The sequence below is a fragment of the Alcaligenes sp. Lyrl_28 genome, from assembly GCF_051948705.1.
Classification (GTDB): Bacteria; Pseudomonadota; Gammaproteobacteria; order Burkholderiales; family Burkholderiaceae_B; genus Alcaligenes; species Alcaligenes ammonioxydans.
Genome location: NZ_JAYJLG010000005.1, coordinates 293,325 through 316,628 on the forward strand (window position 1 = coordinate 293,325; position 23,304 = coordinate 316,628).

15 protein-coding genes and 3 tRNA genes are annotated in these 23,304 nt (G+C 51.3%); 10 read left to right on the forward strand and 8 right to left on the reverse strand.

Annotated elements, in window-relative coordinates:
• Positions 1-133 precede the first annotated feature (133 nt).
• Positions 134-3,436: an autotransporter outer membrane beta-barrel domain-containing protein gene (locus tag VF694_RS13580; protein WP_440164647.1), complete on the forward strand. Its 3,303-nt coding sequence runs from the start codon at positions 134-136 to the stop codon at positions 3,434-3,436.
• 27 nt (positions 3,437-3,463) lie between these two features.
• Here VF694_RS13580 and VF694_RS13585 read toward each other — a convergent pair whose 3' ends face one another.
• The 4 genes from VF694_RS13585 to VF694_RS13600 all read right to left on the reverse strand — a co-directional run bounded on the left by VF694_RS13585 (position 3,464) and on the right by VF694_RS13600 (position 7,076).
• Positions 3,464-4,213 (reverse strand): DUF4880 domain-containing protein, encoded by a 750-nt coding sequence (locus VF694_RS13585; protein ID WP_059318436.1) that lies wholly within the window; start codon positions 4,211-4,213, stop codon positions 3,464-3,466.
• A 279-nt stretch (positions 4,214-4,492) separates the two neighbouring features.
• Complete coding sequence (locus tag VF694_RS13590) at positions 4,493-5,368, reverse strand: hypothetical protein (protein ID WP_440164650.1); 876 nt, start codon at positions 5,366-5,368, stop codon at positions 4,493-4,495.
• A 305-nt stretch (positions 5,369-5,673) separates the two neighbouring features.
• Positions 5,674-6,462, reverse strand: coding sequence for a PhzF family phenazine biosynthesis protein (locus VF694_RS13595; protein WP_131071106.1), 789 nt, complete (start codon positions 6,460-6,462; stop codon positions 5,674-5,676).
• A 260-nt stretch (positions 6,463-6,722) separates the two neighbouring features.
• On the reverse strand, positions 6,723-7,076 hold the full coding sequence (locus VF694_RS13600) for a hypothetical protein (protein ID WP_003800802.1): 354 nt from the start codon (positions 7,074-7,076) through the stop codon (positions 6,723-6,725).
• 561 nt (positions 7,077-7,637) lie between these two features.
• On the opposite strand from VF694_RS13600, the gene VF694_RS13605 reads away from it, so the two are divergent.
• On the forward strand, positions 7,638-8,555 hold the full coding sequence (locus VF694_RS13605; RefSeq protein ID WP_039943139.1) for a pyridoxal-phosphate dependent enzyme: 918 nt from the start codon (positions 7,638-7,640) through the stop codon (positions 8,553-8,555).
• 210 nt (positions 8,556-8,765) lie between these two features.
• Here VF694_RS13605 and VF694_RS13610 read toward each other — a convergent pair whose 3' ends face one another.
• From VF694_RS13610 to VF694_RS13620, 3 genes are all read right to left on the reverse strand, one after another.
• The gene (locus VF694_RS13610; RefSeq protein ID WP_440164653.1) at positions 8,766-9,767 is read right to left on the reverse strand and encodes an Lnb N-terminal periplasmic domain-containing protein; all 1,002 of its coding nucleotides are present in this window, start codon (positions 9,765-9,767) and stop codon (positions 8,766-8,768) included.
• Between the two features lie 108 nt (positions 9,768-9,875).
• The gene (gene asd / locus VF694_RS13615; protein ID WP_039943175.1) at positions 9,876-10,724 is read right to left on the reverse strand and encodes an archaetidylserine decarboxylase; all 849 of its coding nucleotides are present in this window, start codon (positions 10,722-10,724) and stop codon (positions 9,876-9,878) included.
• Between the two features lie 219 nt (positions 10,725-10,943).
• Positions 10,944-12,311 carry a diguanylate cyclase gene (locus VF694_RS13620; protein ID WP_003800809.1) on the reverse strand — a complete coding sequence of 456 codons (1,368 nt, stop codon included), beginning with the start codon at positions 12,309-12,311 and terminating at the stop codon, positions 10,944-10,946.
• Positions 12,312-13,797: 1,486 nt separating this feature from the next.
• Here VF694_RS13620 and VF694_RS13625 point away from each other — a divergent pair.
• Entirely contained in the window at positions 13,798-14,856 is a 1,059-nt protein-coding gene (locus VF694_RS13625; protein WP_440164656.1) for a metallophosphoesterase, read from the forward strand.
• Between the two features lie 1,167 nt (positions 14,857-16,023).
• On the opposite strand, the gene VF694_RS13630 is transcribed toward VF694_RS13625, so the two are convergent.
• Complete coding sequence (locus VF694_RS13630; RefSeq protein WP_440164658.1) at positions 16,024-17,193, reverse strand: methionine aminotransferase; 1,170 nt, start codon at positions 17,191-17,193, stop codon at positions 16,024-16,026.
• A gap of 826 nt (positions 17,194-18,019) precedes the next feature.
• On the opposite strand from VF694_RS13630, the gene mnmG reads away from it, so the two are divergent.
• The 7 genes from mnmG (at position 18,020) to VF694_RS13665 (ending at position 23,249) form a co-directional block, all read left to right on the forward strand.
• A complete protein-coding gene (mnmG, locus tag VF694_RS13635) occupies positions 18,020-19,936 on the forward strand; it encodes a tRNA uridine-5-carboxymethylaminomethyl(34) synthesis enzyme MnmG (protein ID WP_440164660.1) in 1,917 nt (638 codons plus the stop codon).
• Positions 19,933-20,604 (forward strand): 16S rRNA (guanine(527)-N(7))-methyltransferase RsmG, encoded by a 672-nt coding sequence (gene rsmG / locus VF694_RS13640; protein WP_003800816.1) that lies wholly within the window; start codon positions 19,933-19,935, stop codon positions 20,602-20,604. Before mnmG ends, rsmG begins: the two co-directional genes overlap by 4 nt.
• A gap of 2 nt (positions 20,605-20,606) precedes the next feature.
• On the forward strand, positions 20,607-21,422 hold the full coding sequence (locus VF694_RS13645) for a ParA family protein (protein ID WP_003800818.1): 816 nt from the start codon (positions 20,607-20,609) through the stop codon (positions 21,420-21,422).
• 29 nt (positions 21,423-21,451) lie between these two features.
• Positions 21,452-22,390, forward strand: coding sequence for a ParB/RepB/Spo0J family partition protein (locus VF694_RS13650; protein ID WP_003800820.1), 939 nt, complete (start codon positions 21,452-21,454; stop codon positions 22,388-22,390).
• A gap of 529 nt (positions 22,391-22,919) precedes the next feature.
• Positions 22,920-23,006: transfer RNA gene (locus VF694_RS13655), tRNA-Tyr, on the forward strand.
• 56 nt (positions 23,007-23,062) lie between these two features.
• Positions 23,063-23,136 (forward strand) — tRNA-Gly (locus tag VF694_RS13660).
• A gap of 38 nt (positions 23,137-23,174) precedes the next feature.
• A tRNA-Thr gene (locus VF694_RS13665) sits at positions 23,175-23,249 on the forward strand.
• The last annotated feature ends 55 nt before the right edge of the window (positions 23,250-23,304 follow it).

The following is a 23,304-nucleotide window of genomic DNA, read 5'->3' on the forward strand; positions in this document are numbered from 1 at the left end:
GGGTCCAATCAGATGTTGCGCCATTTACTCAATCGCCTCCGTCGTCAGCGAAATAAGTAGCAAAACAAGACACTTTTATTTACTTTTATACGGAAAGTGCCTTCTACCTTTCGTCCCCCTTTCCTTGGATCCAATGAACTTCAAAATCAAAGCACTACTGGGCCACACCCTGTTGGCCTTGAGCTGGGCCAGCAGCACGCATGCCTACGAAACAGAATTCATTTTGAACAAGCAAGGCCAGCAGGCCTTTGAGTTACGAATCTACGGGCCTGATGATGGGGGCTACGATACGACTGAACAAACAGACCCCCGTGTTTCCCCCCGCGATATTGACGAGAATGGCAGACTGAAAATCCGGGCTGCGCTGGAACGCTGGGCTGAGATCATCGATCTGCCGGCCAACTACACGCCAGCAGTCATCAATCTTGGCACCATGAACGGCAAGAACGCCAACGCATATGGCGCATCTCTGACCAGCCCCTCCAACCCTCATTTCACCTTTTCGGCCTTGCAGGCACGCTTACAAGGCATCTTCCCGGGCTCTCCCGACAACCCCGACGCTGTTATCGGTGTTGGAGAACTGGATCTGGATACCGCCCCCGTCACCCCCAGCCAATTGCCCATCACGGGCAAAGTGGACTACAACGCCGTGATTTTCCACGAGTTGGCCCACGCTTTAGGGATCAGCAACACGGTGGCGGACAACTTGGCTGAAAACAGCAACGACCCGCCCGACCCCTATTTTCTGAACGATCTGAGCCCATGGGCCTTGGGTTTGCGCGACGATCAGGGCCGCGCACCCAGCCCAGGGCAAAAAATCCTGTGCTCCGTGTGCAGCAATCCTTACGAGCCCGATGCCTTTGATCTGCGCCAGGACAACGGGTATTTCACCGGCAGCCATGTGCAAGAGGTGCTCAACGGCGCTATGCCGGGCATCCCCGTCAGCATCCTGAACTACCATGACAAACCGCAGTACGGGGTAGACCGCAACTACATGAGCCACACGGAGCTGCGCAACAGCCTGATGAGCCACCAGACTTATCGCAACTACGTGAATCTGATGGAAGCCGAAATCGCTGCCTTGCAGGATATTGGTTTGAATATTGATCGCCGCAATTTCTTTGGTTATTCGGTCTACGGCAACGACATCACCCTGACCAACACGCAGGGCTACTTTGCACGTAACCAAGCAGGCACTGCCTACCTGCCTGGCCAATACAACAGGGCCACGCAGGGTCTGGGCCTGCATATTTATGGCGAACGCAACACCATCACCCAGGCAGCGGACCTGCTCAGTGCGGGACCCGGGGGCGTAGGTGTACGTGTCGATGGCAGCGAAAACACCCTTATCATCCCGGACGCTACCCGAATTCATGCGCTGGGAGCGTATGGGCGTGGCCTGCAATTTAGCTATGGACGTCATCACCATATTGTCCAAAAAGGCGAAGTCCGGGCAGACGGTCAGGATGGCATCGGGACCTTGTTTGATTTTGGCCAGAATGCCATGGGAAGCGACGATGAGTATCACGGCTCCTGGCTCGTCGAGTCGGAAGGGCAAGGTCTTGCTGTACCAACGCTTTTGCAAGGCGCGTTGATTAAGCGGTATGACCTGTCGGGCACCTTGTCGGGCCGGAAGGCGGCCATCCATATCGCGGACAATGCCTGGGTGCAAAACATCCATGTTCTGCAGGGCGCAACCATTACAGGCGACATTACTTCTGATTACAATCGCCGTGACGCCAATGGGGACCTGTTGCTGACCCGTATCAGCTTTGGACAGAAGGCCGATGAGAACGGCCGCGCTACCGCCAATGCCGACCCCGATTTCCAGATGCGCTATGACGGCAATATCAAAGGCCTGAACAATCTGGCTGTCGTCATCGCCGGGGGCGCCACATCCTTGAATGGAGAACATGAGCTGTATGGCCTGCGTGTCGATCAAGGTGCGACCTTGTACGGCCATAGCCAATTTACCCTCAATCCCGAATACAACTTCACGAATAACGGCACGCTCAGTCCAGGTAACTCTTACGGGACCATGACGATCAAGGGCAATTTTGTCCAAGGTGCCCAGGGCCGGATTCTGGCGGAAGCATCCACCACCCAGAACGACCGTATTGACGTACAGGGTGTGGCTCAGCTCGATGGTGAACTGCAGGTGGACTTGCAACCGGACTGGTATCAGAACGGCTGGACGCTGGATCAGAACAAGGTGTTCACCGCCAGTCAGACGCAAGGGCAGTTTGCCGTATACAGCGCAACCCTGGCCTCTCCCTCCTTGCAGGTACAAAGCACCGACAAGGGCTGGACCGTCAGCCGTCATCAAGATGCCTATTCGCAATATGCAGCCTCGCCCAATGCTGCCGCAGTGGGCCTCAGCCTGGCACAGGCCTCCTCAGACACGCAAGCTCTAGCAGCCGTATATCAGGCCATGGACTTCTCGCGTGCAGATGGCAGCGATATTGGACTGGCATTGGATCAGTTAAGCGCAGGTGCCTACGCCGCTCAAACCGCTGCCTCCTTGCGCCGTGAACAGCTGGTGTCCGAACAACTGCGTCAAACCAGGGGCAACACCCACAGTGGCTGGCAAAGCTTCATCCACACGTACGGCGGTCGCTATCACTGGCAATTAGGCAGCAACGATGTGGACCACCGCAGCGAAACCTATGGCGTCATGCTGGGGGCTGAACATCGTGCTGAAGGCAGTGACTGGAGCCTGGGCATACACGGCAATGCCAACGAGCAACACGTGAATATCGACGCCCCCTTCCAAGCCAAGAGCAAGTTGACCGGCCTGGGTCTGGGCATCCATGCCCGCTACCGTGACGATACTCAGCCAGGCTGGAACGGCCTGGCTCACGTACGAGTGGGCATGGAGCAGGGCAAGATGAACCGCACTATCAGCGTTGCGGGCTATCAAGCGCGCCCCGCGGCGGATTGGACCGGTCATGCCCTCTCGGCAGGCATACAGACCGGATACAACTGGGCTCTGGGCGAGAGCGGCAGCATCGGCCCCGTTCTGGCCCTGGATTACATCCATTACCGTCGTCCCGGTCTGGAAGAAGAGGGGGATGCCGCCAGCCGTCTACGTCTGGATTCCAGCCGTCAGCAAGCCTTGCAGGCCTCAATCGGGCTGACCTTGCGTCAAAACTGGGACCTCAGACAGGATCGCCAACTGCACACGTCCGTCTCGCTGGCCTGGGAACAGGCCTTGCTGCACCACCATCAAACCCAGCAGGCCGCTTTTGCCAGTGCTCCGGCCGTCGGCTTTGAGGGTCGCTATGCACGGGTGGATCGCCATGCCTTGTCACTGGGAGCCAGCGTCAGCCTGCAGCAAACCGAACGCTTGCGTGTAGGACTGTCGGCCCAGACCCGTTTATGGGGTGACAGCCGTGCCGATATAAACGGCAAACTGTTCCTGAACTGGATGTTCTAGGCTCGCCAAAATGTAAGAGGCCGACTATTAGTCGGCCTTATTCAACGCTATGGGAGCGGGTTGAACCCGTTTCATCCCAGACCATCGATCCACAAAGACATGTTGACCGGGAATCAGCACCCGCGTCTGGCGACGCCACCAGGTCCCGCTGGACACCTCGATCGATCCAGCCATGACCGTAAACTTCATCTGATTATTATCCAGCCAGGCAGAAAACTGCGCCTGATTACTACGTGCCTGCGCAAAACTGGTAAATACCGTTACACTTTTCTGGGCTTGATCCGCCAATTGCAAGGTGAGCTGACCACGCAGCAACTGCACATTCAAGCGGTCCTCATACTCTCGCAGCTCAAGTGCGGAGTCGGGCCCCAATAACAGCACCAGTCCATCCGCACGCTGCTCCAGCGCTTGCTCGCCCGACACCAGATGCGCTTGTCGCAGCACCCGCTCGGGCCAGGAAAAAAAGACCGTCAACACCAGCGCCAACAATAGCAAAGCGCTCAGTAAGACCCGGTGATAGGGCTTGAGTACGATGACCTTATCCGCCGAGCTTGCCAATAAACGACGGATTTCATGCTCAGGGGCATCCAGACTGGCGTCACAAAAGTAACAAATATAGCGATAAGAACGTTCGTTTTCTGGATTGTCACGGCGCCAATCCTCAAACTCACGTAATTCGGCCGCCGTCGCTTCACCCGAGTTCAAGCGAGTAAACCAGTAAGCAGCTTGGGCGTGAGCCTGCGTATGCTCCAGCAGATCTCCCTGATATGTCGTCATAGCGGCATCTAACCTTGTCCAGTTAAGCCAGCAATAGGGTGGGCCGGGGTCGGCAGATTCGCTCCTGCTCAAAACACCACGACCGCCAAAGCGAAACAATCGTCACCACCTCTGTGACTGTTCATTTTGAAAACGATACGTTTTTATTTTATACAAACGCTTCAAAAGCTTACAGTAACTCAAATTTGAGGCAGGCAAAACGAATTCGCCTTATTTAATTGCACTGACAGCCGAAAAAATGACACTTAAAGCTAAAAAAAATCGAACTGCTGCCGTTACTTAATGAAATTCGTCCAAAATTTCTCCACCCGGCAACGCATGAATGCGCTCCTGTGTCGGGACTGAATCCCCTTGGGCGGGCACTACCGCCTTCAATAAAAGCGGCCATTGCGGAAAAAGCCGATAGTTGGGGCTGGAAAACTGCGTTCCCACCGGATAGGTGAAACCACCCCATTGTGTTTCCTGTGCCAATTGGGCATGCGACAAATAAAGCAGTTTTTGATGTTCATCGACTGCCAAGTAGGCACGCTCCAGGGGCAGACTCCAGGCGCTGAGCTGCAACCCTTCCGCCTCCACACGAAGCAACCAGCGATCCTGATCTCGCTCTCCATTGGTATACCGTGTCCCTTCAGGTCTGGCTTGCACCCGAGTCCCCTTGGGCAAAGCCAGAACCAAATCCGGCGCTGAACTCAGATTGGACGCGGCGGCGTAGGGACTCCAGGCAGTAATCCGGTTACCTTCGGCCAAGGTACAACTAGCAAGTCGAAACCCATCCTCAGCCAGTGGATCTTGTTGCATTTCAACGACTTGGCTACTGTCACAAAGCCACCCCTCCAACTCCACGTCCCGCGCCAGCTGCATATGCCAATGGGAATCAGCCAGATCCGGTCGGGGGCGCTCAAAAGACAGGACGGGAGCCTTGGCCACCCCCACCGCCTCCGGGAAACGGGCCCAGGCCACGCTATCCGGGTCTCCCCATACCGCCAGCTCCAACTGGGTACCAGCAGGCATCAGAAGACCAGCAAAGCGACCGGTCTCTTTTAAAACATGTTGACGGCTGGCCAGCTCACGTTCCTGCTCTTTTTTGTATTGATACACCGTCCATTGGAAAAAACCGTAGTAAGCGGCCAAGGCTATCAGGGCGATCCAGCACAAAAGGCGCGGCCAGGGATTACTTTTGAAATTAACCCGACGCCGGGGCTGGACTACGAGCAAAACACCCCAAACCAGTACGATCCCCCACGCAAGCGGCCCGAGCGTAATAATCACCAAAAGAAATAGAGAAATCGGTGCAACAGGAATCATAAGAGCTCAGAAATATAAAAACCGCCCCTCAAGGCGGTCTACGAAATAGGGGACCTTATGCTGATAAGCACAATACCAGCTCAACAGACATTCGACCGGCGCTCCAACAGGCCGGTCGAATAAGCTCATGCCACGAGACGGCCACTTACTTTCCTTCAGGCCACATTAATATGCCCTTCCAGATACATAACGGCCTGACCTTTCAAAAACACACGATCTCCATTCAAGGAGCAATCGAGTACCCCACCGCGTGCAGAAGCCTGGTAAGCCATCAACTGCGTTTTACCCAGGATAGGCGCCCAATAGGGCAACAGGGCGCAGTGAGCCGAACCCGTCACCGGGTCCTCATCAATGCCATGACCTGGGGCGAAAAAGCGGCTGACAATATCAAATCGCCCCGACCCTTTTGCGGTCACAATACAGCCGTCCAATCCGCAAGCGAGCAGAGCACCAGCATCCACCTGCAATTGGCGAACCTGCTCCTCGGACTCAAGAACAGCCAAATGGGTAAAGTCATTGCGCCATAACTCGATAACCCTGGCTCCCAATGCCCGCTCCAAATCAGGGCTATCTGGCACACGGGTGACCGGGCGTGCTGGCAAATCCATCACATAGCTGGACGCATCACGACGCACGGTCAACGCACCACTTTGAGTATGAAACACGACCTGGCTGTCATTTGGACGCAGACTGCGCAGCACAACCGCCGCACTGGCCAAAGTGGCGTGCCCACATAAAGGCACCTCTACCGTAGGAGTAAACCAGCGCAAACGGAAATCCTCGCCTTGTGGCGCCAAAAAAGCGGTTTCAGCCAGATTGTTTTCCTGCGCAATCGACTGCAGCAGGGCGTCGTCGGGAAACTCAGAGAGCAACACCACGGCAGCGGGGTTACCCGCAAACAATGTGTCGGTAAAAGCATCAAGCTGATATATGGGTAAGCGCATCCCGCCTCCAGTCATGGAATCGACAATGAGCCTACTGTATAGAAAAAAGGGCTTCTTGGAAGCTGGGCAGGACAAGCAATAGGGATATTGTTTTTAAACCGTCTATTTCTCTTATTGATGTACTGACCCTGAGACCTGCAGCTGTTTGGGTTCCATAAGCGGAACACACTAGCCAAAAAACTTAGCGGTTCGCTATTGCCAGCCTATTTTTTGTTATCGAACTGTATCGCGCAGACTGCGACACAACTTCACCTGATCCCTTAAACATTTGCCGCTTCCAGCAGGCAGGCGGAAAGGCGATCAAAGTGCAATAAAGCAGCCTGGCTCAAATCCACTTGCTTGCGACGCGTATCCTCGGTGTCACTCAGGACGATCCAGCCCTTCTCACGCATGGACTTAAGGCGTGTGTGAATGGTCGCGGGCGAACCCAGCCTTTCTACGGCCATGACATCTCGCACCGACAAGCGCAAGGAGTCTTTGGATGCCTTGGCAACCAGCACCAGAATACGCTCTTCGAGCGGGTCCAGGCAGGGCAGGCAGGGCAAGGTATGCAGCGAATCGGCGAGCTGCAAAAAACGCATATAAATATCAGCAGGTCTGGTGGCAGTTTTCATAACAAAATCGTTATTCCTTTAAGAGCCGCTACCACAGCGTCTTTTCTAGAAATAAGTTCTGGTTATTATTGTTTTTATTCCGATCAGGCAAAGCAAAAAACAAGCCTGCTTTATGGCCCGAATGATTGGAATGAGTTTCCGTGCTTATCACGCACATAAAATTAAACGCTTAAGACCGAACCGGAGCTTCAGCCGGAAAAAGGTCTTGAGTCGGGCGATTTAACAGGAATTTTATCAGATCAGCCTTTGATTTAGCCTGAACGAGCAAGGACGGAGCACACGAAATTGTAAGAAGGTGCAGTCGAGTATGAACTTCGTAAGCCGCCTCACATTAAACGGCATTAAGAGACTTAACTTCACAGATAAAAATAGTTACAAAATACAGAGCTGACGATATAAACCTCGATTTCAAACCTATTTCTCCTCCCGTGAGTGGACCGCCCACAGACAGCAGCCAAGATCTTTGGCCACAAAACTTTCAGACCGATAAAATGGGACGAGCAGGCTGCTGAGCGCCTCCCGCGCCCCCTCAGATCACTATAAAATCTGGAACGATAAGAAATGATTCTTCACCTTGAGACGCCCCTTATTTATTCACACGCCTTAAGCGATCAGCTCGGCAAGCAGATCTGGTTAAAAATGGACGCCTTGCAGCCGAGTGGATCTTTCAAGATTCGGGGTATCGGTCATTTATGCCAGCACCACGCCCAACAAGGCAAACAACGCTTCATCATTGCCTCTGGTGGCAATGCGGGCATTGCGGTAGCTTATGCCGGGCGTAGGCTGACCATCCCCACGCTGGTCATCGTCCCAGAAAGCACCAGTGAACACGCCAGACGGTTGATTCAACGGGAAAAAGCCGAGCTGCATGTCGTGGGCAAGAACTGGCAGGAAGCTCATGACTACGCCTTGACCCTGGCTCAAGAAGGCGACGCATTTATCCATCCCTTCGACGATCCTTTACTGTGGCAGGGACACGCCAGCATGATCGCAGAGGTGGCGCAGATGGGTATACAGCCCGATGCCGTGTTGCTGGCCGTAGGCGGCGGTGGCCTGCTAAGCGGGGTTGCTCAGGGCCTGCAGGAACAAGGCTGGGACAAGACCACGATCATTGCAGTCGAAACTCAGGGCACAGCAAGCCTGGGAGAGTCCGTGCGACAACGTCAACACATCACCCTAAATGAAGTAAGTGGTGTAGCGACCTCGCTAGCCGCCCCCCGGGTCTGCGATCAGGCCTATGCCGTCAGCCAATCCCATCCCACCACCTGCGTCCAGGTCAGTGACGCACAGGCTGTCAGCGCGTGCCTGCGCTTTCTGACTGACCATCGGGTCCTGGTGGAACCAGCATGTGGCGCGGCCCTGTCCACGCTGTATCTGGACCACGAAGCACTGGCTCCTTACAACAACATTCTGGTGGTGGTATGCGGCGGGAACACCATGACGCTGGAGCAACTGGTGCAATGGCGAGCAACCCCCTGAGCCGGCACCAAGCACCCTCAAAAAAGTATTAGAACGAGGACAAGAAGAGCCCATTTAAAAAACAATCATTTTTTTATAAAAAAATCCCACTCCATGATTTCTCGCAGAGTGGGATTTTATTTTTTAGATGGTTTACAAATTCGCTCTAATTTCAAGATCAAAAAGAATAAAACGTATGTTTCACGTGGAACAAAAACGTCAAAAACAGCCTTAAATAGGGCCTACAAGGGGTAAATCCCGTCGAATCAGAGCAGAAAAATCTTCTCCGGGCTGTTCAGCCAACGCCCGGGGGTTGATATAACCCAATTGCTGCAATTCCTTGAAAGTATGGCCTGGAGCCAGGGCATTCAAACCATACACATACTCTGCCAGATAGCCCGAAGCCAACACCCGCCAGTCCCATGGCACCCCATCCACAATCTTGGACACCATGTCATAAACAATCGTGGTGCAGTTAGCCGTCAAGGTGTTGTAGAAGCGGGGCGCGGTTTGCAGTTGTCGGCCCTGCTCCACGTAAGACAGGAAAAGTGCCTGCATGGCCGGCTTGGCCAATTCCACACTGTACATGTACACGTCCTCGCCTCGAACATTGCTGCGTGTGCGGACAATATCCTGCTCTGTTGCAGCGATCAGGCTCAACTCAAACTCTTTGAAAAATCCGCCTATCGCAGAAAAGGCTTCACCTCGCTCTTTGCGAATCTCTACCGAGAACACCACATGGCGACCATCCTCAAAGCCAAACGACACCAAAGTATGTGCTATGACCGGTCCCATCCAGTAGGAAAGAAACATATCAACCGATTTAAGCGTTTGCAGGTCATAGTCCTGCGTAATCCAGCGCTCATCGAAATCGGTTTCACTGCGCCAATTAAAATCCCGCACATTATGCAAAGTCACCACCGAACCATGGATCTCGCCATAGCTCATTCTGTTTACATCGGTGGCCCACAGTCGCTCATTGCTCGGGACGATACTGCCCCACCAGCCAAGCAATAGCACCAGTCCCAGGCCCTGGGGCACAAAAAAAACGTTCTTGCCGTTGCTCAAGGCATACAGGCTCAGCAAGGCCATCCCCACCCAAACAGACACGAGCATCCAGCGTCCTGCGCCTGCCGGCCATTGAAACAGCAGCGCCAACGCCCCCCAGACAGTCACCATCAAGACCAATAACAGAATCAATATCTTGATCACCCTCGCCCCCCACCTTTTCATACACACTCCACAAACCACCTGATTTCAAATCACGCTTACCCTGAAAAAAGGGGTAAAAAAAAACCTGTGCCCACTTGAACACAGGTTCTACTCTCAAGAGAACAGGGTTTAGCCCTGATAGCCCATGGCCTGCCCCTGACGAATGACCCCTTGCGGCTGCCAGCTCGGCTCAAAACGATATCCGCTTTCCTTGGGAAACAGCATGACCACAGTGGAACCTAGCAGAAAGCGGCCCATTTCCTGTCCTTTTTCCAGAACAATATTCTGGCCCTCATAATTCCATTCGCGAACCTTGCCGTCACGCGCCGCATTGACAACGCCATGCCAGACCGTAACCATGCTGCCCACCACGGTCGCTCCTACCAGCACCAGTACAAATGGGCCCTGCTCAGAGTCGAAAAAACAAACCACCCGTTCGTTACGAGCAAACAGTCCTGGCACACCACGCGCAGTCGTAGGATTGACCGAGAACAAATCGCCCGGCACATGAATCATGCGCTTGAGCACACCCTGACAAGGCATATGCACCCGATGATAGTCGCTGGGGCTTAGGTACAGGGTCGCAAACAGCCCATCCTGATAACGGGCAGCCTCTTGGGCATCGCCCCCAATCAAGGCTGTCGTCGAGTAGCTATGGCCCTTGGCCTGGAACACTTCCGCGCCCTGGATCACGCCCAGTTGGCTAATGGCTCCATCAACAGGGCTGACCAGTGCCGCATCGGCAATAGGTCGGGCCCCGGGGCGCAACGCTCGGCCAAAGAACTCGTTAAACGTCGCATAGCTGGCTGGATCGGAGTTCTCTGCCTCGCTCATATCGACCTGGTAACGATCAATAAAACGCTTGATGACCCAGGTCGTACGTCCGCCCATGGGCCTGGAGGCCAGGCCGCCCAAAAACTCGGTCAACGCCTGTTTAGGAAGTAGATACTGGGGGAAAACAGCCAAACGGGGATGCATAAAATCAGCTCGCAAACAAATCTTGCCTTGGCCATCAGCCAACGCGTTTATGCCATTCAATGTAGTGGGACCCGAGGCCGCTCTTAAGTCGGAGCGGCGTCCTCATGAAACACCCTTAGGTCAACGGCAAGCCACAAAACGTAGGCAAAAACAAAACAATACGCACTTGTAGCACAGGTTGCCGCCATACGACATAAAAGAGCGGACAGGCTTGTCCTGTCAAACGTACACGACCCGGTCGCGCCCTTCCTCTTTAGCCTGATACAAGGCACGATCAACACGGCGCAGTGTACGTTCATAATCCGGATGACCATCGTACAAGGCCACGCCGATGCTGGCGGTAATAGCCATGCTCTCCCCATCCACGACCCGAAAGGTCTCAGCATGAATGCGAAGACGCAAATTACGGGCAGCACGCATCGCCCCGTCCGCATCCACGTCCACCAGCACCAGGAGAAACTCCTCGCCGCCGAGACGAAATACATAATCACCAGCTCGGGCACTATTGCTGAGTAATTCAGCAAACTGACGCAAGACACGATCGCCGGCATCATGCCCATGCGTGTCATTGACCCGTTTGAAGTAGTCAATATCAACTGCCAACAACGCGAATCGTGATCCACGTTGCTGGGCATAGCCCACCTCACGACTCAGTACGACGGGCAGATACTTGCGGCTAAGCAGGCGGGTAAGCACATCCCGCCCCGACTCCAGTTCATTTTGCTGCTCAAACAGGCGATCCAGGTGCAAACCAATTGCTCGGGTTCGATCACGCAGCTCATGCAAAAGCAGTACCTGACCCTTCGCATCACCTTTCTCAAAGGCCGGCATCAGCTGTGTATCAATCAAATTCATCAGATCCAGGATCTCGCGGCTCTCTACCGTACCCTGAAATGCATGGGCGCCTTTATGTTTGAACCAGATACCGAAATCCGAGTCCCCGATTCGCGGGGCAGGGGTGACGCCATTGTTGACAGCCATTGCGAACATGAACAGGTTCTCCCAATCCAGCAGGGCAGCCCGCTGTCGACCGCGCTCGGCGGCTACGTTCTGCACAATCGCAAACAAACGGTACGACTCCTCTGCGCGAGACTTGCGCTCACGTGAGTTGGCGTAGGCATGGCTCATCAGCTCCATCGCCAGATCAATAAAGTTCTGTACGTACCGAAAACACTCCCAGGCCTGCTCGGAGCTGATGTCCGAGGACTCAAACAAAAAGCGGGCGTAGCGCCCCTTGAGCAAACGGGCTCCCCGCAACACCAGGTGCACGGGCACCCCGACCCGGGCATGGACCTCCCCCACCTGGTTCTGCAGCTTGACCTGATCTTGCATGTCACTGTGCTCATCTACGGAGAACAGTTGCACCAACCAACTGCGCAAGGAGCGATGCAAACGCTTGTGTACCTGATCGTGCGACAGGTACACCTGCGCGGCAGGGTGCTTGAGCATATGGGTATAAAAGTGGGTCGCAAGCTCGTCCTGGTTATCTTGGGTGATAGTCAGTACGTGAGCGCGAACCGCCGGGGGCACTTTCTGGAGCAAGCCGTGCCAATCCTGAGCGGCTTCTTCGATATTCGGTTGAGACATGAAGTACGGGAAGAGTAGCGAGACGATACTTAAGGATTAAACAGCCTTGGCGGCAATTGTTACATGAGGGCAGATTTCGCGCTATTTCTTATAGCGGTCTGGGCTCCTGGCCAGCAGGAGAATACCCTTGCCTGGTTCAAGGAAAAAACATACCCCTTAAAGATAAGTGGGTGATTCCGCCGTGCAAGAGGGACGCCACCTGTTCACGCACTCGGGCAATCGCCTGTTTCGCCTTACCTTGACGGCGATCTGCGATTCAAACTCAAGAGTTTGTTGGCTGAAACATCTTGAAAGTTCCAACATGGACAGATTGTCCTATCAAAGTAGAGCGTCGACCAAACGAAATTGCCACTTTCGCCAAAAAGCCACGGTTACTGCCCTGGTCCGGATCACGCAATAAAAAAACGCCAGGATTAGGACTGCCTGCCCAGAACAAAAACTGATTTTATAATCAGTACTGAATAAATAAACAGATTTATACAGCAAGATAGCCTGTTCCTCGACAACTTATCAGATCGGTCCTCTCGAGTCGGGTCGGGTCGGGTCGGGTCGGGTCGGGTCGGGTCGGCAAGTAGTTTCCTGCGCAAAACCCAACCTTCCAACTCTTTTATTTGTACTTCAGAATTTTTGCTAATGAGAACAGGTGCTCTCATTAAAAATTTGAAATTTTGAAATTTTGAAAATTAAAAAATAAAAATTCGTTTTCTATAAAAAAATAGAAAACATGAAGACATCTATAAAAATCCTTCTTATTGATTAGCAAGAACATTCACTTTCATAACACGGGAAATAAGATTCTTGACCAAAAAGAAGTCGATTAATAAAAATAAAGCTGAAGAAAAATAACAAAAGACGATACGGGTTCAATAAAAAAAGACCGCACAAGAACTTCGGTTTGATTAACAAAACAACGATCTTGTTTTGAACAAAACCAATAACAATCGTGATATATGAACTTATCCACAGAATGGGATTAAAAAGTAATCCACAATCTTATTAACAAATTCGATTAAACCAAAAATGAAAATATCGTTTCCGACAAAAGGGTCGGTTAATAAGAAAGTGAATAGTTTGTGGATATTATAAAGGCTTAATCAGTCCCAGAAAATGATGCTGTTGATGGGGGGGGTCTCGTTCACCCCGGCACTTCTCGCCAGGGTGGATTTTGCTTAGAAAACCGGTCGAGGACTGAACAAAAAAGCTATATTTAAGGCTGGGACAGGCGTCTGGCCCCTGTGGATAAGCTCCAAGAGGGGTTGCTGTGGACGCGCTGTGGATGAAAGGGGGATAAGTCGCCTGTTTTTCCAGACCCCAAATGTTGTCCAGTTTCGCTCCACCGTCTTCCTCGGGATGGTTCACAGGTAAAAACAGTCGCTAAGTGGATGAAATTAAAGATAAATTTTAGGCTATGCCACTTATCCACAGACACCCATTATCCATTACCAGTTATATATATAGTTATTGTTAAATAAAGAAGCTTTCACCCATGCCCAACTTTCTTGTACAAGCTTTACCTACTGGTTCCTTAGACATCATTGGTGATGTACATGGAGAGTTCCAGGCCCTACTGCAACTGATCGAAAATTTAGATTATGAGCCTGATGGCTCTCATCCTGAAAACCGTCATTTAATATTCGTTGGAGATTATTGTGACAGAGGGCCAGATAGCCCAGCCGTAATTGATTACCTTAAGTCATTGATTACAAATAAAAAAGCAAAAGGAATTTTAGGTAATCATGAGATCAACCTGCTGATTGATGATGCAAAAGATGGTTCTGGATGGTTTTTTGAAGAACGGTACCGATCAGACTTAAGAAATTACTCTCCATTCAAACGGGTAAAACCTGAAAATAGAGACGAAATTAAAGAATTTCTACGTACATTACCCATTGTTTTGGAGAGAGATGATCTTAGAATCGTGCATGCAGCGTGGAGTAATCCAGCAATTGATACGCTTAGAGCCGTAAAAAGTGACGATTTTCTTGATTATTTCTTTGAATGCGAACATAAAGCGGATAATTATGCAGAAAAAAAAGGAATTCTAGATAAATATCTGCGTGCAAAACAGGACTGGAAAGAAAAAATTGAAGATCCACACGTTTTGATGCCCTTATTGCAGTCCTATATTGACTACGATTTGCTCAAAAATGAGTTCAACCCAATCCGTTTGCTGACCTCCGGAACCGAAGGCCCTGCTAAACAAGCTTTTTTTGCAGGAAATCGATGGCGTTTTTCGGATCGTACCGCCTGGTGGGACAGCTACCTGGACGACGTTCCTGTGGTTTTTGGCCATTACTGGCGTCAGCTGTTTCCTCAGCCAGTTGCGAAAATGTCAAAATATTCCTTATTATTCAAAGACATAGATCCTTTTTCATGGCACGGAGCGAAGAAAAATACGTTTTGCATCGATTACTCCGTAGGGGCACGCTGGCGCGATCGGCATAAAGCCCAGGCGCCTGAAGACTCCGCTTTTCATCTGGCAGCGTTGCGCTGGCCTGAAAAAATCATCATGACCGACACCGGTTTTACTTACCCCACGCGATAAATAAGGCTTTCCGTGCGCTGTTACAATTTTCTTTTCTGTGGATAAGCTCTAGGAAGGTGATTGTGCACAGCGTGTGGATACATAAGGTATAAGTAGGTACTTCTTCGCGCTCTCTAAAAGTTGTTCCTAAACCATCCACTGACAAGCGTCAGATCTATCCCCGTTAAAAAACAGGCTAAGTACTTGTTTTACCACTCTTAAAAGCACTTGTTCGACTTATCAACAGGCTTCCATCCAATCATCTTAATAAAAAATTTAAGTGCTTGTTATATAAGATAAGTTCAGCGGTACCCTGACCAGGCTCTTACCCTTTGCAAGTCAAAAGTTCTCGACTAAGATGCAGTCCATGAACAAAAATCACGATCTCGCTCAAGACTGGCTTATGCATGTTTTGCATACAGAAAACTGAGCCAACAGAGCTGAAAAATATTTTTCAAGCCTGTTGAGGATCGGCTTTGTTGTTGCCTTCTGAGGCTTTACTGCAGTATGAGAAAAGCTCAAGGAAAGGGTGTTGGCAGCAAAAAGACCTGTTCTACCGATAAAAATTGTTTAGCCAAGTATTTGCTTTGGCTTAGGGAGTTGTTGTGCCTGGAGCTTGTACTAGGTCAATCGTGTTTAGACTTTTGACTTATCCACAATTTGTGGGTAAAGCGTCAGTGGCGGTTTGTCACTTGTCACCTGTGTTCGCTTGAGGTCAGTAGGCTGTTTTTTTACACAGTTACGTAGTTGTGAATGTGCTTTCAATATCGAAATAAGTCATTGTTTTATATCTATATTTTTCTTTTTTGTGTTTATTGCTCCGGTTTCATTCGTAAAGCTTGGACTCAACACGAAAAAGCGACTGTATCGCTTAATTTGCTTTTTTCTCGGTGAAAGAAAGGCCATAACTGGAGAAAAAATCAGGTTTACCCCCAAAGTTATCAACAGGGGGCTCGTTTGAAGGCTGAGAGGGCTGTTTTACGTTTCTTTATGCATGTGCCACAAAGCGGTGATTTTGTGTTGCGCGCACGAGGTTTTGTGCTTCAAGTGGGGAAGCATGTTTCACAAGGCCTGAGCCGCTCCTCTGCATTTGAAGAGATGAGATTTACTGATGTGTACTTGTCCACAAAAATGGGATAAAAAAAACCGCCTGGCGGCGGTTGGTGGTACGGAATAGTTAACGGAGTGCTAGACCTTCTTTAATCGTTCGATTGCTTGGTCCAGGGTGCTGGGCTGTTTGGCAAAGCAAAAGCGCAGCAAACGATGATTAGCCTGTTCGGAGTGTGGATTCAGGTAAAAGGCAGAGACCGGTATTGCGCCTACACCATAGTGTTGGTTCAAGTATTTGGCAAAATCCAACTCAGGTAGATCTGAAATATTGTCATAGCTGGCCAACAGAAAAAACGTACCTTCGCTGGGCATGGGTTTGAAACGGGTGTGCTGTAAGCCTTGGTGTAAATGGTCGCGTTTTTCCTGGTAGAAAGAGGGCAGGCTCTCCCAGGTAGCAGGTTCTTGCATATAAGTCGCTAGACCCGCCTGTAAAGGGCTGGGAACGGTAAAAACTGTGTATTGATGGATTTTTCTAATCTCTGCACTTAGTTTGGCTGGGGCGCAGCAATAGCCAACCTTCCAGCCTGTGGCATGGAAGGTCTTGCCAAAGGAAGAGACGATCACTGCTCGTTCGGCCAGAGAGGGACGGGTCGCCAAGCTTAAATGTTCTCTCTGATCAAAGGTCAGGTGCTCATAAACCTCATCAGACAAAATAATCAAAGGATGCTTTTCTACAATCTGCTCCAGAGCATCCAGATCCTCTGCTCGCAAAATAGTGCAAGTGGGATTGTGTGGAAAGTTGATCACCAACATGCGTGTCTTACTGCTGATTGCAGATTCGACGCGATCCCAATCTACCCGGTAGTAAGGTACAGCTTCACTTGGTGGTGTCATGGGGACGGCGACAGGAATCCCTCCCGCTAGTTCAATGGCAGGGATATAGAGATCGTAGAACGGCTCGATCACAATGACTTCGTCGCCAGGGTGTACGAAAGCCTGGAAACTGGCCATCAATGCTTCGGTGGCACCGCTGGTAACGGTAATTTCTGTCTCTACGTCATAGCGACGGCCATAGCGTGATTGCGTCTTGCTGGCGATAGCGTTGCGTAAAGGCAGGTAACCTGCCATTGCCTGGTATTGGTTAAGACCATCGAGCATGGCCTGGTGGACGGCCTCAATAAGCGCGGGATCAGGATTGAAATCTGGAAAACCTTGTCCCAGATTGATAGCCTTATGTTCCAGAGCCAGCTGACTCATGGTGGTGAAGATAGTGGTGCCCACAGAGGGGAGCTTGGAGGTAATCTGCATGGGTCTACTGATATAAATAATAAGAATGCACCCGCCCTTTAAATTTTCTGGAAAAAGTGGGGTGGCGACGTATCAGACGAATTCCTGAGGAAAATACCACAGATTTCGTATGGTTCCGTTGATCGTGGAACGGCTTGGCTGAGCTGTTCTTACACATGAATATAGCGGGTGCCTATATAGGCCCTGCTTTTCGCTTCTTCACGTTTTTACTGCCTCTTGCAAAGTCCTAGATAACGCTCCTTTTTTCTTGGGATTTTTTCAGCATCGCCGTGCCCCACGGGTATGACAAGGAGAATAAACCTGTGTACCCGCTTTGTCTGTTTCCCTTTTTGCTTGCTCATAGGACGTTTCACAGTGAGCTGTTGGAGCGGGAGAAAGGGAGTAGCGGTAGTGCCGTTTCGTTCAACAATTGCCGAGATTTTATGGTTGTTTCACGTTGGAAGCACTTAGGAAGACATCAGGCGATATTTCATCTTAGGGTTCTGTTATCCACAATTTTGCCACCTGACAGTCAAGCTTCTATACCCATGAGCTGGAGTAGCTGCTCAGATAGCTACTTTTAAGAGATTTAAGAGTGACAAGCCCGCCTTTTATGGCTTCGCTCCATAGCGTCATCCCCTCGAGGATTGGCTTTGGAGCGTTGCTCCGCGTCTCTTGGTCAAGTCCGACTTGAAAAAACGGCCTCTTTCTCCACAAAGTTATCCACAGTGGTATTTACGCAAAAAAGTGTGTTCCACGTGGAACAGATCCAGATTCCATGTGTTTCACGTGGAACATACCTCGCTGGTAATCGTATAATTGATTTTTATTTTTTAGCTGTTCTGACATGATTTATCCCGAAGAGTTTGACGTTATTGTCATAGGCGGCGGACATGCTGGTACCGAAGCGGCTTTAGCGGCAGCTCGAACCGGCGTGTCTACCTTATTGCTAACCCATAATATGGATACCTTGGGACAGATGTCCTGCAATCCTTCCATCGGCGGGATTGGTAAGGGCCATTTGGTTAAGGAAGTAGATGCATTGGGCGGGGCAATGGCTTTGGCTACCGACCGCGCAGGTATTCAATTTCGCACCCTGAATAGCTCCAAAGGCCCAGCGGTGCGTGCTACTCGTGCACAGGCAGATCGTTCCCTGTACCGCAAGGCTATTCGAGAGGTTCTGCAAAATCAACCCAATTTGATGGTGTTCCAACAGTCGGTCGAGGACCTGATTGTGGAAGGTGATCGGGTGGTCGGTGCCGTGACCAAGATTGGCTTGGAGTTCAAGGCCAAGTCCGTGGTTCTGACGGCAGGTACTTTTTTGAATGGTCTGGTCCATGTGGGCCTGAATAACTATTCTGCCGGTCGGGCAGGGGACCCCCCTTCCATCAGCCTGGCGCATCGCTTGCGGGAACTGCAACTGCCCCAAGGGCGATTGAAGACAGGAACCCCTCCGCGTATTGATGCCAATACCATCGATTTTTCCCGTCTGGAAGTTCAGCCCGGCGATAGTGATCCCATTCCGGTGTTCTCTTATATGGGGGGTGTTTCCATGCATCCCCAACAGATGCCGTGCTGGATTACGCATACCAACGAGCGTACTCACGACATTATTCGCTCGGGTCTGGATCGTTCGCCTATGTATAGCGACCAGGGAACGATTGAGGGAATTGGTCCACGCTACTGTCCATCGATCGAAGACAAAATTCATCGCTTTGCGGACAAAAGCAGTCATCAAGTGTTTCTGGAGCCCGAAGGGCTGAGCACCACCGAGATTTATCCAAATGGTGTTTCAACTAGCTTGCCATTTGATATTCAGTTAGCTATGGTGCGCAGTCTGCCTGGCTTGGAGAATGCCCGCATCATGCGCCCAGGCTACGCGATTGAGTACGATTATTTCGACCCTCGATCCCTGTATCCCACGTTGGAGACCAAGCAGATTCGTGGCTTGTTCTTTGCCGGTCAGATCAATGGCACGACAGGTTACGAGGAAGCCGCCGCTCAGGGCTTGTTGGCGGGGGTGAACGCGGCCCGTTTAGCCCAGGATAAAGAGCAATGGTACCCTCGTCGTAATGAGGCTTATCTTGGCGTCTTGGTTGACGACCTGATCACTCGCGGTGTCACCGAGCCTTACCGCATGTTCACTTCACGTGCTGAATACCGGTTGAGCTTACGGGAGGATAATGCCGATCAGCGGCTGACCGAAATTGGTCGTGAACTGGGCCTGGTGGATGATGCTCGGTGGGACCATTTCAACCGCAAGCGTGACGCTGTCGCACGTGAAATTGAGCGTTTGAAGGGAACTTGGGTGAACCCTCGCAGTCTGCCTTCTGAGCAAGCCCAAGCACTGTTAGGTAAAAATATCGAACGGGAATATTCCTTTTTTGATTTGCTCAAGCGGCCTGAAGTGGACTATGGGAAGTTGATGGCCGTACTGAACGACCAAGGACTACCTATAGCGGGACCAGGCTTAGAAGATCCAGTTCATATTGAACAGGTGGAGATTCAGGTTAAGTACGCCGGCTATGTAGCGCGCCAGCAGGATGAGGTGACGCGACAGGCAGCCCTGGAAGAGCAGGTTATTCCAGAGGATCTGGATTATGACGATATCAAAGGCTTGTCGATCGAAGTTCGCCAACGGTTGAAGGCGGCCAAACCATTGACGATTGGACAGGCCGGACGGGTTCAAGGTGTGACTCCCGCCGCGGTTTCATTATTGTTGGTACACCTGAAACGCAAGCAGAAAAGCAAGCAATCGGCATGAGTGATATGTATTCAAAACGTCTGAATCAGGCCCTGGTAGATCTGGGGCTTGATCAGGACCCCGTACTGGTGCGCAAGCTGCTCGACTACATCAAGCAATTGCAGCGCTGGAACCGTACCTATAATCTGACCGCCTTGCGTGACCCAGATCAAATGCTGGTGCAACATATTTTTGATAGCCTGTCGATTGTTCGACCGTTTCAGAATTATCTGGCCAGTAAAAATCTTCCGACTCAGGAAGCGGTTCGGATTGTAGATGTGGGATCGGGGGCAGGCTTGCCAGGGGTAGTTTTGGCTGCCTCATGTTCCACGTGGAACATTACCTGCATTGATGCGGTCGAGAAAAAAATGGCATTTGTCCAGCAAATGGTTGGGGCATTGGGTTTGCCCAATTTATCAGCCATGCATGTACGGGTAGAGCAGCAGGAACCTTTGCAAGCAGATATCGTAGTTTCCCGAGCTTTTTCTTCGCTGCTTGATTTTGTGAATTTGGCAGGTAGGCATGTTCGTCCAGGTGGGCGCATTGCGGCTATGAAGGGTAAAGAACCCGATCTGGAGATAGCTGCCTTGCAATCCGAAAGCAACTGGCAGGTCGAACGAATTGAATCATTAACCGTACCGGAGCTAGAGGCACAGCGTTGTCTAGTGTGGTTGGTGCAGCAAGGATAATCATGAGTAAAAACGACGTAAAAACTCCCCGTGCCTATGTGTTTTGTATTGCAAACCAGAAAGGAGGGGTAGGCAAGACAACCACAGCCATTAACTTGGCCGCTGCACTTGCTGCCTTGAAGAAAAAAGTTTTATTGATCGACCTGGACCCCCAAGGCAATGCCACCATGGGCAGCGGCATTGATAAAAACAGCCTATCGGGTAATTTGTATCAAGTGCTGATTGGCGATGAAAGCATTGCTAATGTAAAGATACATTCAGAAACAGGTGGTTACGATGTCCTGCCTTCCAACAGGGAGCTCTCGGGGGCTGAAATTGACCTGATTCAGATGCAAGAGCGTGAGCAACAGCTCAAACAAGCGCTGGCACAGGTCCTGGACGATTATGATTTTGTGTTGATTGACTGCCCGCCTACCTTGTCGCTGCTGACACTGAATGGTCTGGCCAGCGCGCACGGCGTGATTATCCCCATGCAGTGTGAGTACTTTGCATTGGAAGGGCTGTCGGACCTGGTCAATACGGTCAAGCGGGTCTATCGCAATATCAACCCGGATTTGCAGTTGATTGGTTTGCTGCGAGTGATGTTTGATGGGCGCGTTACCTTGCAGCAGCAGGTGTCCAACCAGATCGAGACACACTTTGGCGATAAGGTGTTCAAGACAGTAGTGCCACGTAATGTGCGTTTGGCGGAAGCGCCAAGTCACGGCATGCCAGGTATTGTTTATGACAAGAATTCCCGGGGTGCCAAGGCCTATATGGATTTTGGCAAAGAGCTGATCAAACGCTTGAAAAAAGAATCCCGCAGCGACAAGGCATAAGGCACATAAGAATCAATAGGAATGTAAGCATGGCTACACGAAAACCCAAAGGTCTAGGTCGAGGCTTGGATGCCTTGCTCGGCGCAGACGCAGGCGCTATCGCAAGCATAGGAAAGAAAGGCGAAGCGGCAGTGAGCGATGGCCCGCCTTCCACGTTGCCGGTCAAGCTGCTCAAGGCCGGGGTGTATCAGCCACGTACCCGCATGGACGAAGGCGCTCTGAATGAGCTGGCCGAATCCATTCGCGCACAAGGCGTGATGCAACCTATTTTGGTGCGTCCTTTATCCGGTAAGGACAAAGGCAAGTACGAGATCATCGCCGGTGAACGCCGTTTTCGGGCCTCCCAGATTGCGGGCTTGGAAGAAGTGCCGGTTCTGGTTCGGGAAGTGGGCGATGAAAACGCCGCTATCATGGCCCTGATCGAGAACATTCAGCGTGAAGACCTTAATCCGCTTGAAGAAGCACAAGGTGTGAAGCGTCTGCTGGATGAGTTCGGGTTGACCCATGAGCAGGCCGCCCAGGCCATTGGTCGATCGCGTTCGACGACCAGCAATCTGTTGCGCCTGATCAACCTGGCCGAACCTGTTCAGATCATGTTGCTGGCAGGGGATATTGACATGGGGCATGCTCGTGCCTTGCTGGCGGTGGATGCGGCACGACAGATCATGCTGGCCAATGAAGTGATCGCTCGACGACTGTCGGTGCGTGAAACCGAGAAGCTGGTCGCGCGCGCCTTGCATGAGGATGATGAGCCGGCCAGCAAGCAGGCGCACAACAAAGCAAGTCGCAGTGGCGATGTTCAGCGGTTTGAAAAGGTGTTGTCGGACCACCTGGGCACAAAAGTGACCCTGAAGGTGGGGGCCAAGGATAAGGGTCAACTGCAGATCGCTTTTCATGGCTGGGAGCATTTGAATGCCTTGCTGGAAAAGCAGGGCTTGTCGTCCTTGTTGGATCAGACTGACGATTAAGTCAGGCCCGGGCAATGTCGCCATATTTAAAAGCCGACCGTAGGTCGGCTTTTTCTTTGCCTTGTATGTCGTTTGCCCCTGTCTTGCCGGATCAATGGCAGCACGCTTTTGTCGGAAAGGGCTATTCAAGGACGATGAGGCTGGAAGGGCCGTGGAACTGCTGACAGACCAGGTGACTTATCCAATGCCCGAGGCAACTGCTTGCAGAGCGCAGACAGCGCTGAATCCAAAAGCTTGGGCGCAGCGGTAGTTGGAACTAAAAATCTAAAAACAGGCTACAGTATCTTTTGCTTACAAAAAAAAGAGTAAAAATACGAAGAAAATGCGGTGTTTACCCGGATTTCACACCGATTTCCCTTTTTCCTATACGCTCGAAATGAGCCGAAAAGTCACCCTGAAAACGGAGCAAAACCAGAGGAAAAGGGACTTGAATCGCCATTTTTTAAAAAAATTCCGTGAATTATTCAGTTTTCTTGTCAAAAGACTTGACGACATCCTAAAATGTGTCCATAATTCGATTTTCGCTTCGGGTGGGATGTCCGAGTGGTTAAAGGAGGCAGACTGTAAATCTGTTGGCCCTGCGCCTACGTTGGTTCGAATCCAACTCCCACCACCAGCACTTTTCTAAAGTTAGCCAGCAAGGCAACTTTAGGAGAGGGTGAAGAAAAGTCTGCGGGTGTAGCTCAATGGTAGAGCAGAAGCCTTCCAAGCTTAAGACGAGGGTTCGATCCCCTTCACCCGCTCCAGGTTTAAAATCTTTAGCCACGCTCGGCTGAAGTTGAATGCCCATGTGGCTCAGTGGTAGAGCACTCCCTTGGTAAGGGAGAGGTCACGCGTTCGATCCGCGTCATGGGCACCACATCTCTCTTCTCTCTATCGTTCTATCCCTTCAGGAGTCTGCCATGGCTAAAGGC

Coding starts and splice junctions, on each gene's coding strand:
- VF694_RS13580 (WP_440164647.1), top strand. CDS start 134: ATGAACTTCAAAATCAAAGCACTACTGGGCCACACCCTGTTGGCCTTG.
- VF694_RS13585 (WP_059318436.1), bottom strand. CDS start 4,213: ATGACGACATATCAGGGAGATCTGCTGGAGCATACGCAGGCTCACGCC.
- VF694_RS13595 (WP_131071106.1), bottom strand. CDS start 6,462: ATGCGCTTACCCATATATCAGCTTGATGCTTTTACCGACACATTGTTT.
- VF694_RS13600 (WP_003800802.1), bottom strand. CDS start 7,076: ATGAAAACTGCCACCAGACCTGCTGATATTTATATGCGTTTTTTGCAG.
- VF694_RS13605 (WP_039943139.1), top strand. CDS start 7,638: ATGATTCTTCACCTTGAGACGCCCCTTATTTATTCACACGCCTTAAGC.
- VF694_RS13610 (WP_440164653.1), bottom strand. CDS start 9,767: ATGAAAAGGTGGGGGGCGAGGGTGATCAAGATATTGATTCTGTTATTG.
- asd (WP_039943175.1), bottom strand. CDS start 10,724: ATGCATCCCCGTTTGGCTGTTTTCCCCCAGTATCTACTTCCTAAACAG.
- VF694_RS13620 (WP_003800809.1), bottom strand. CDS start 12,311: ATGTCTCAACCGAATATCGAAGAAGCCGCTCAGGATTGGCACGGCTTG.
- VF694_RS13625 (WP_440164656.1), top strand. CDS start 13,798: ATGCCCAACTTTCTTGTACAAGCTTTACCTACTGGTTCCTTAGACATC.
- VF694_RS13630 (WP_440164658.1), bottom strand. CDS start 17,193: ATGCAGATTACCTCCAAGCTCCCCTCTGTGGGCACCACTATCTTCACC.
- mnmG (WP_440164660.1), top strand. CDS start 18,020: ATGATTTATCCCGAAGAGTTTGACGTTATTGTCATAGGCGGCGGACAT.
- rsmG (WP_003800816.1), top strand. CDS start 19,933: ATGAGTGATATGTATTCAAAACGTCTGAATCAGGCCCTGGTAGATCTG.
- VF694_RS13645 (WP_003800818.1), top strand. CDS start 20,607: ATGAGTAAAAACGACGTAAAAACTCCCCGTGCCTATGTGTTTTGTATT.
- VF694_RS13650 (WP_003800820.1), top strand. CDS start 21,452: ATGGCTACACGAAAACCCAAAGGTCTAGGTCGAGGCTTGGATGCCTTG.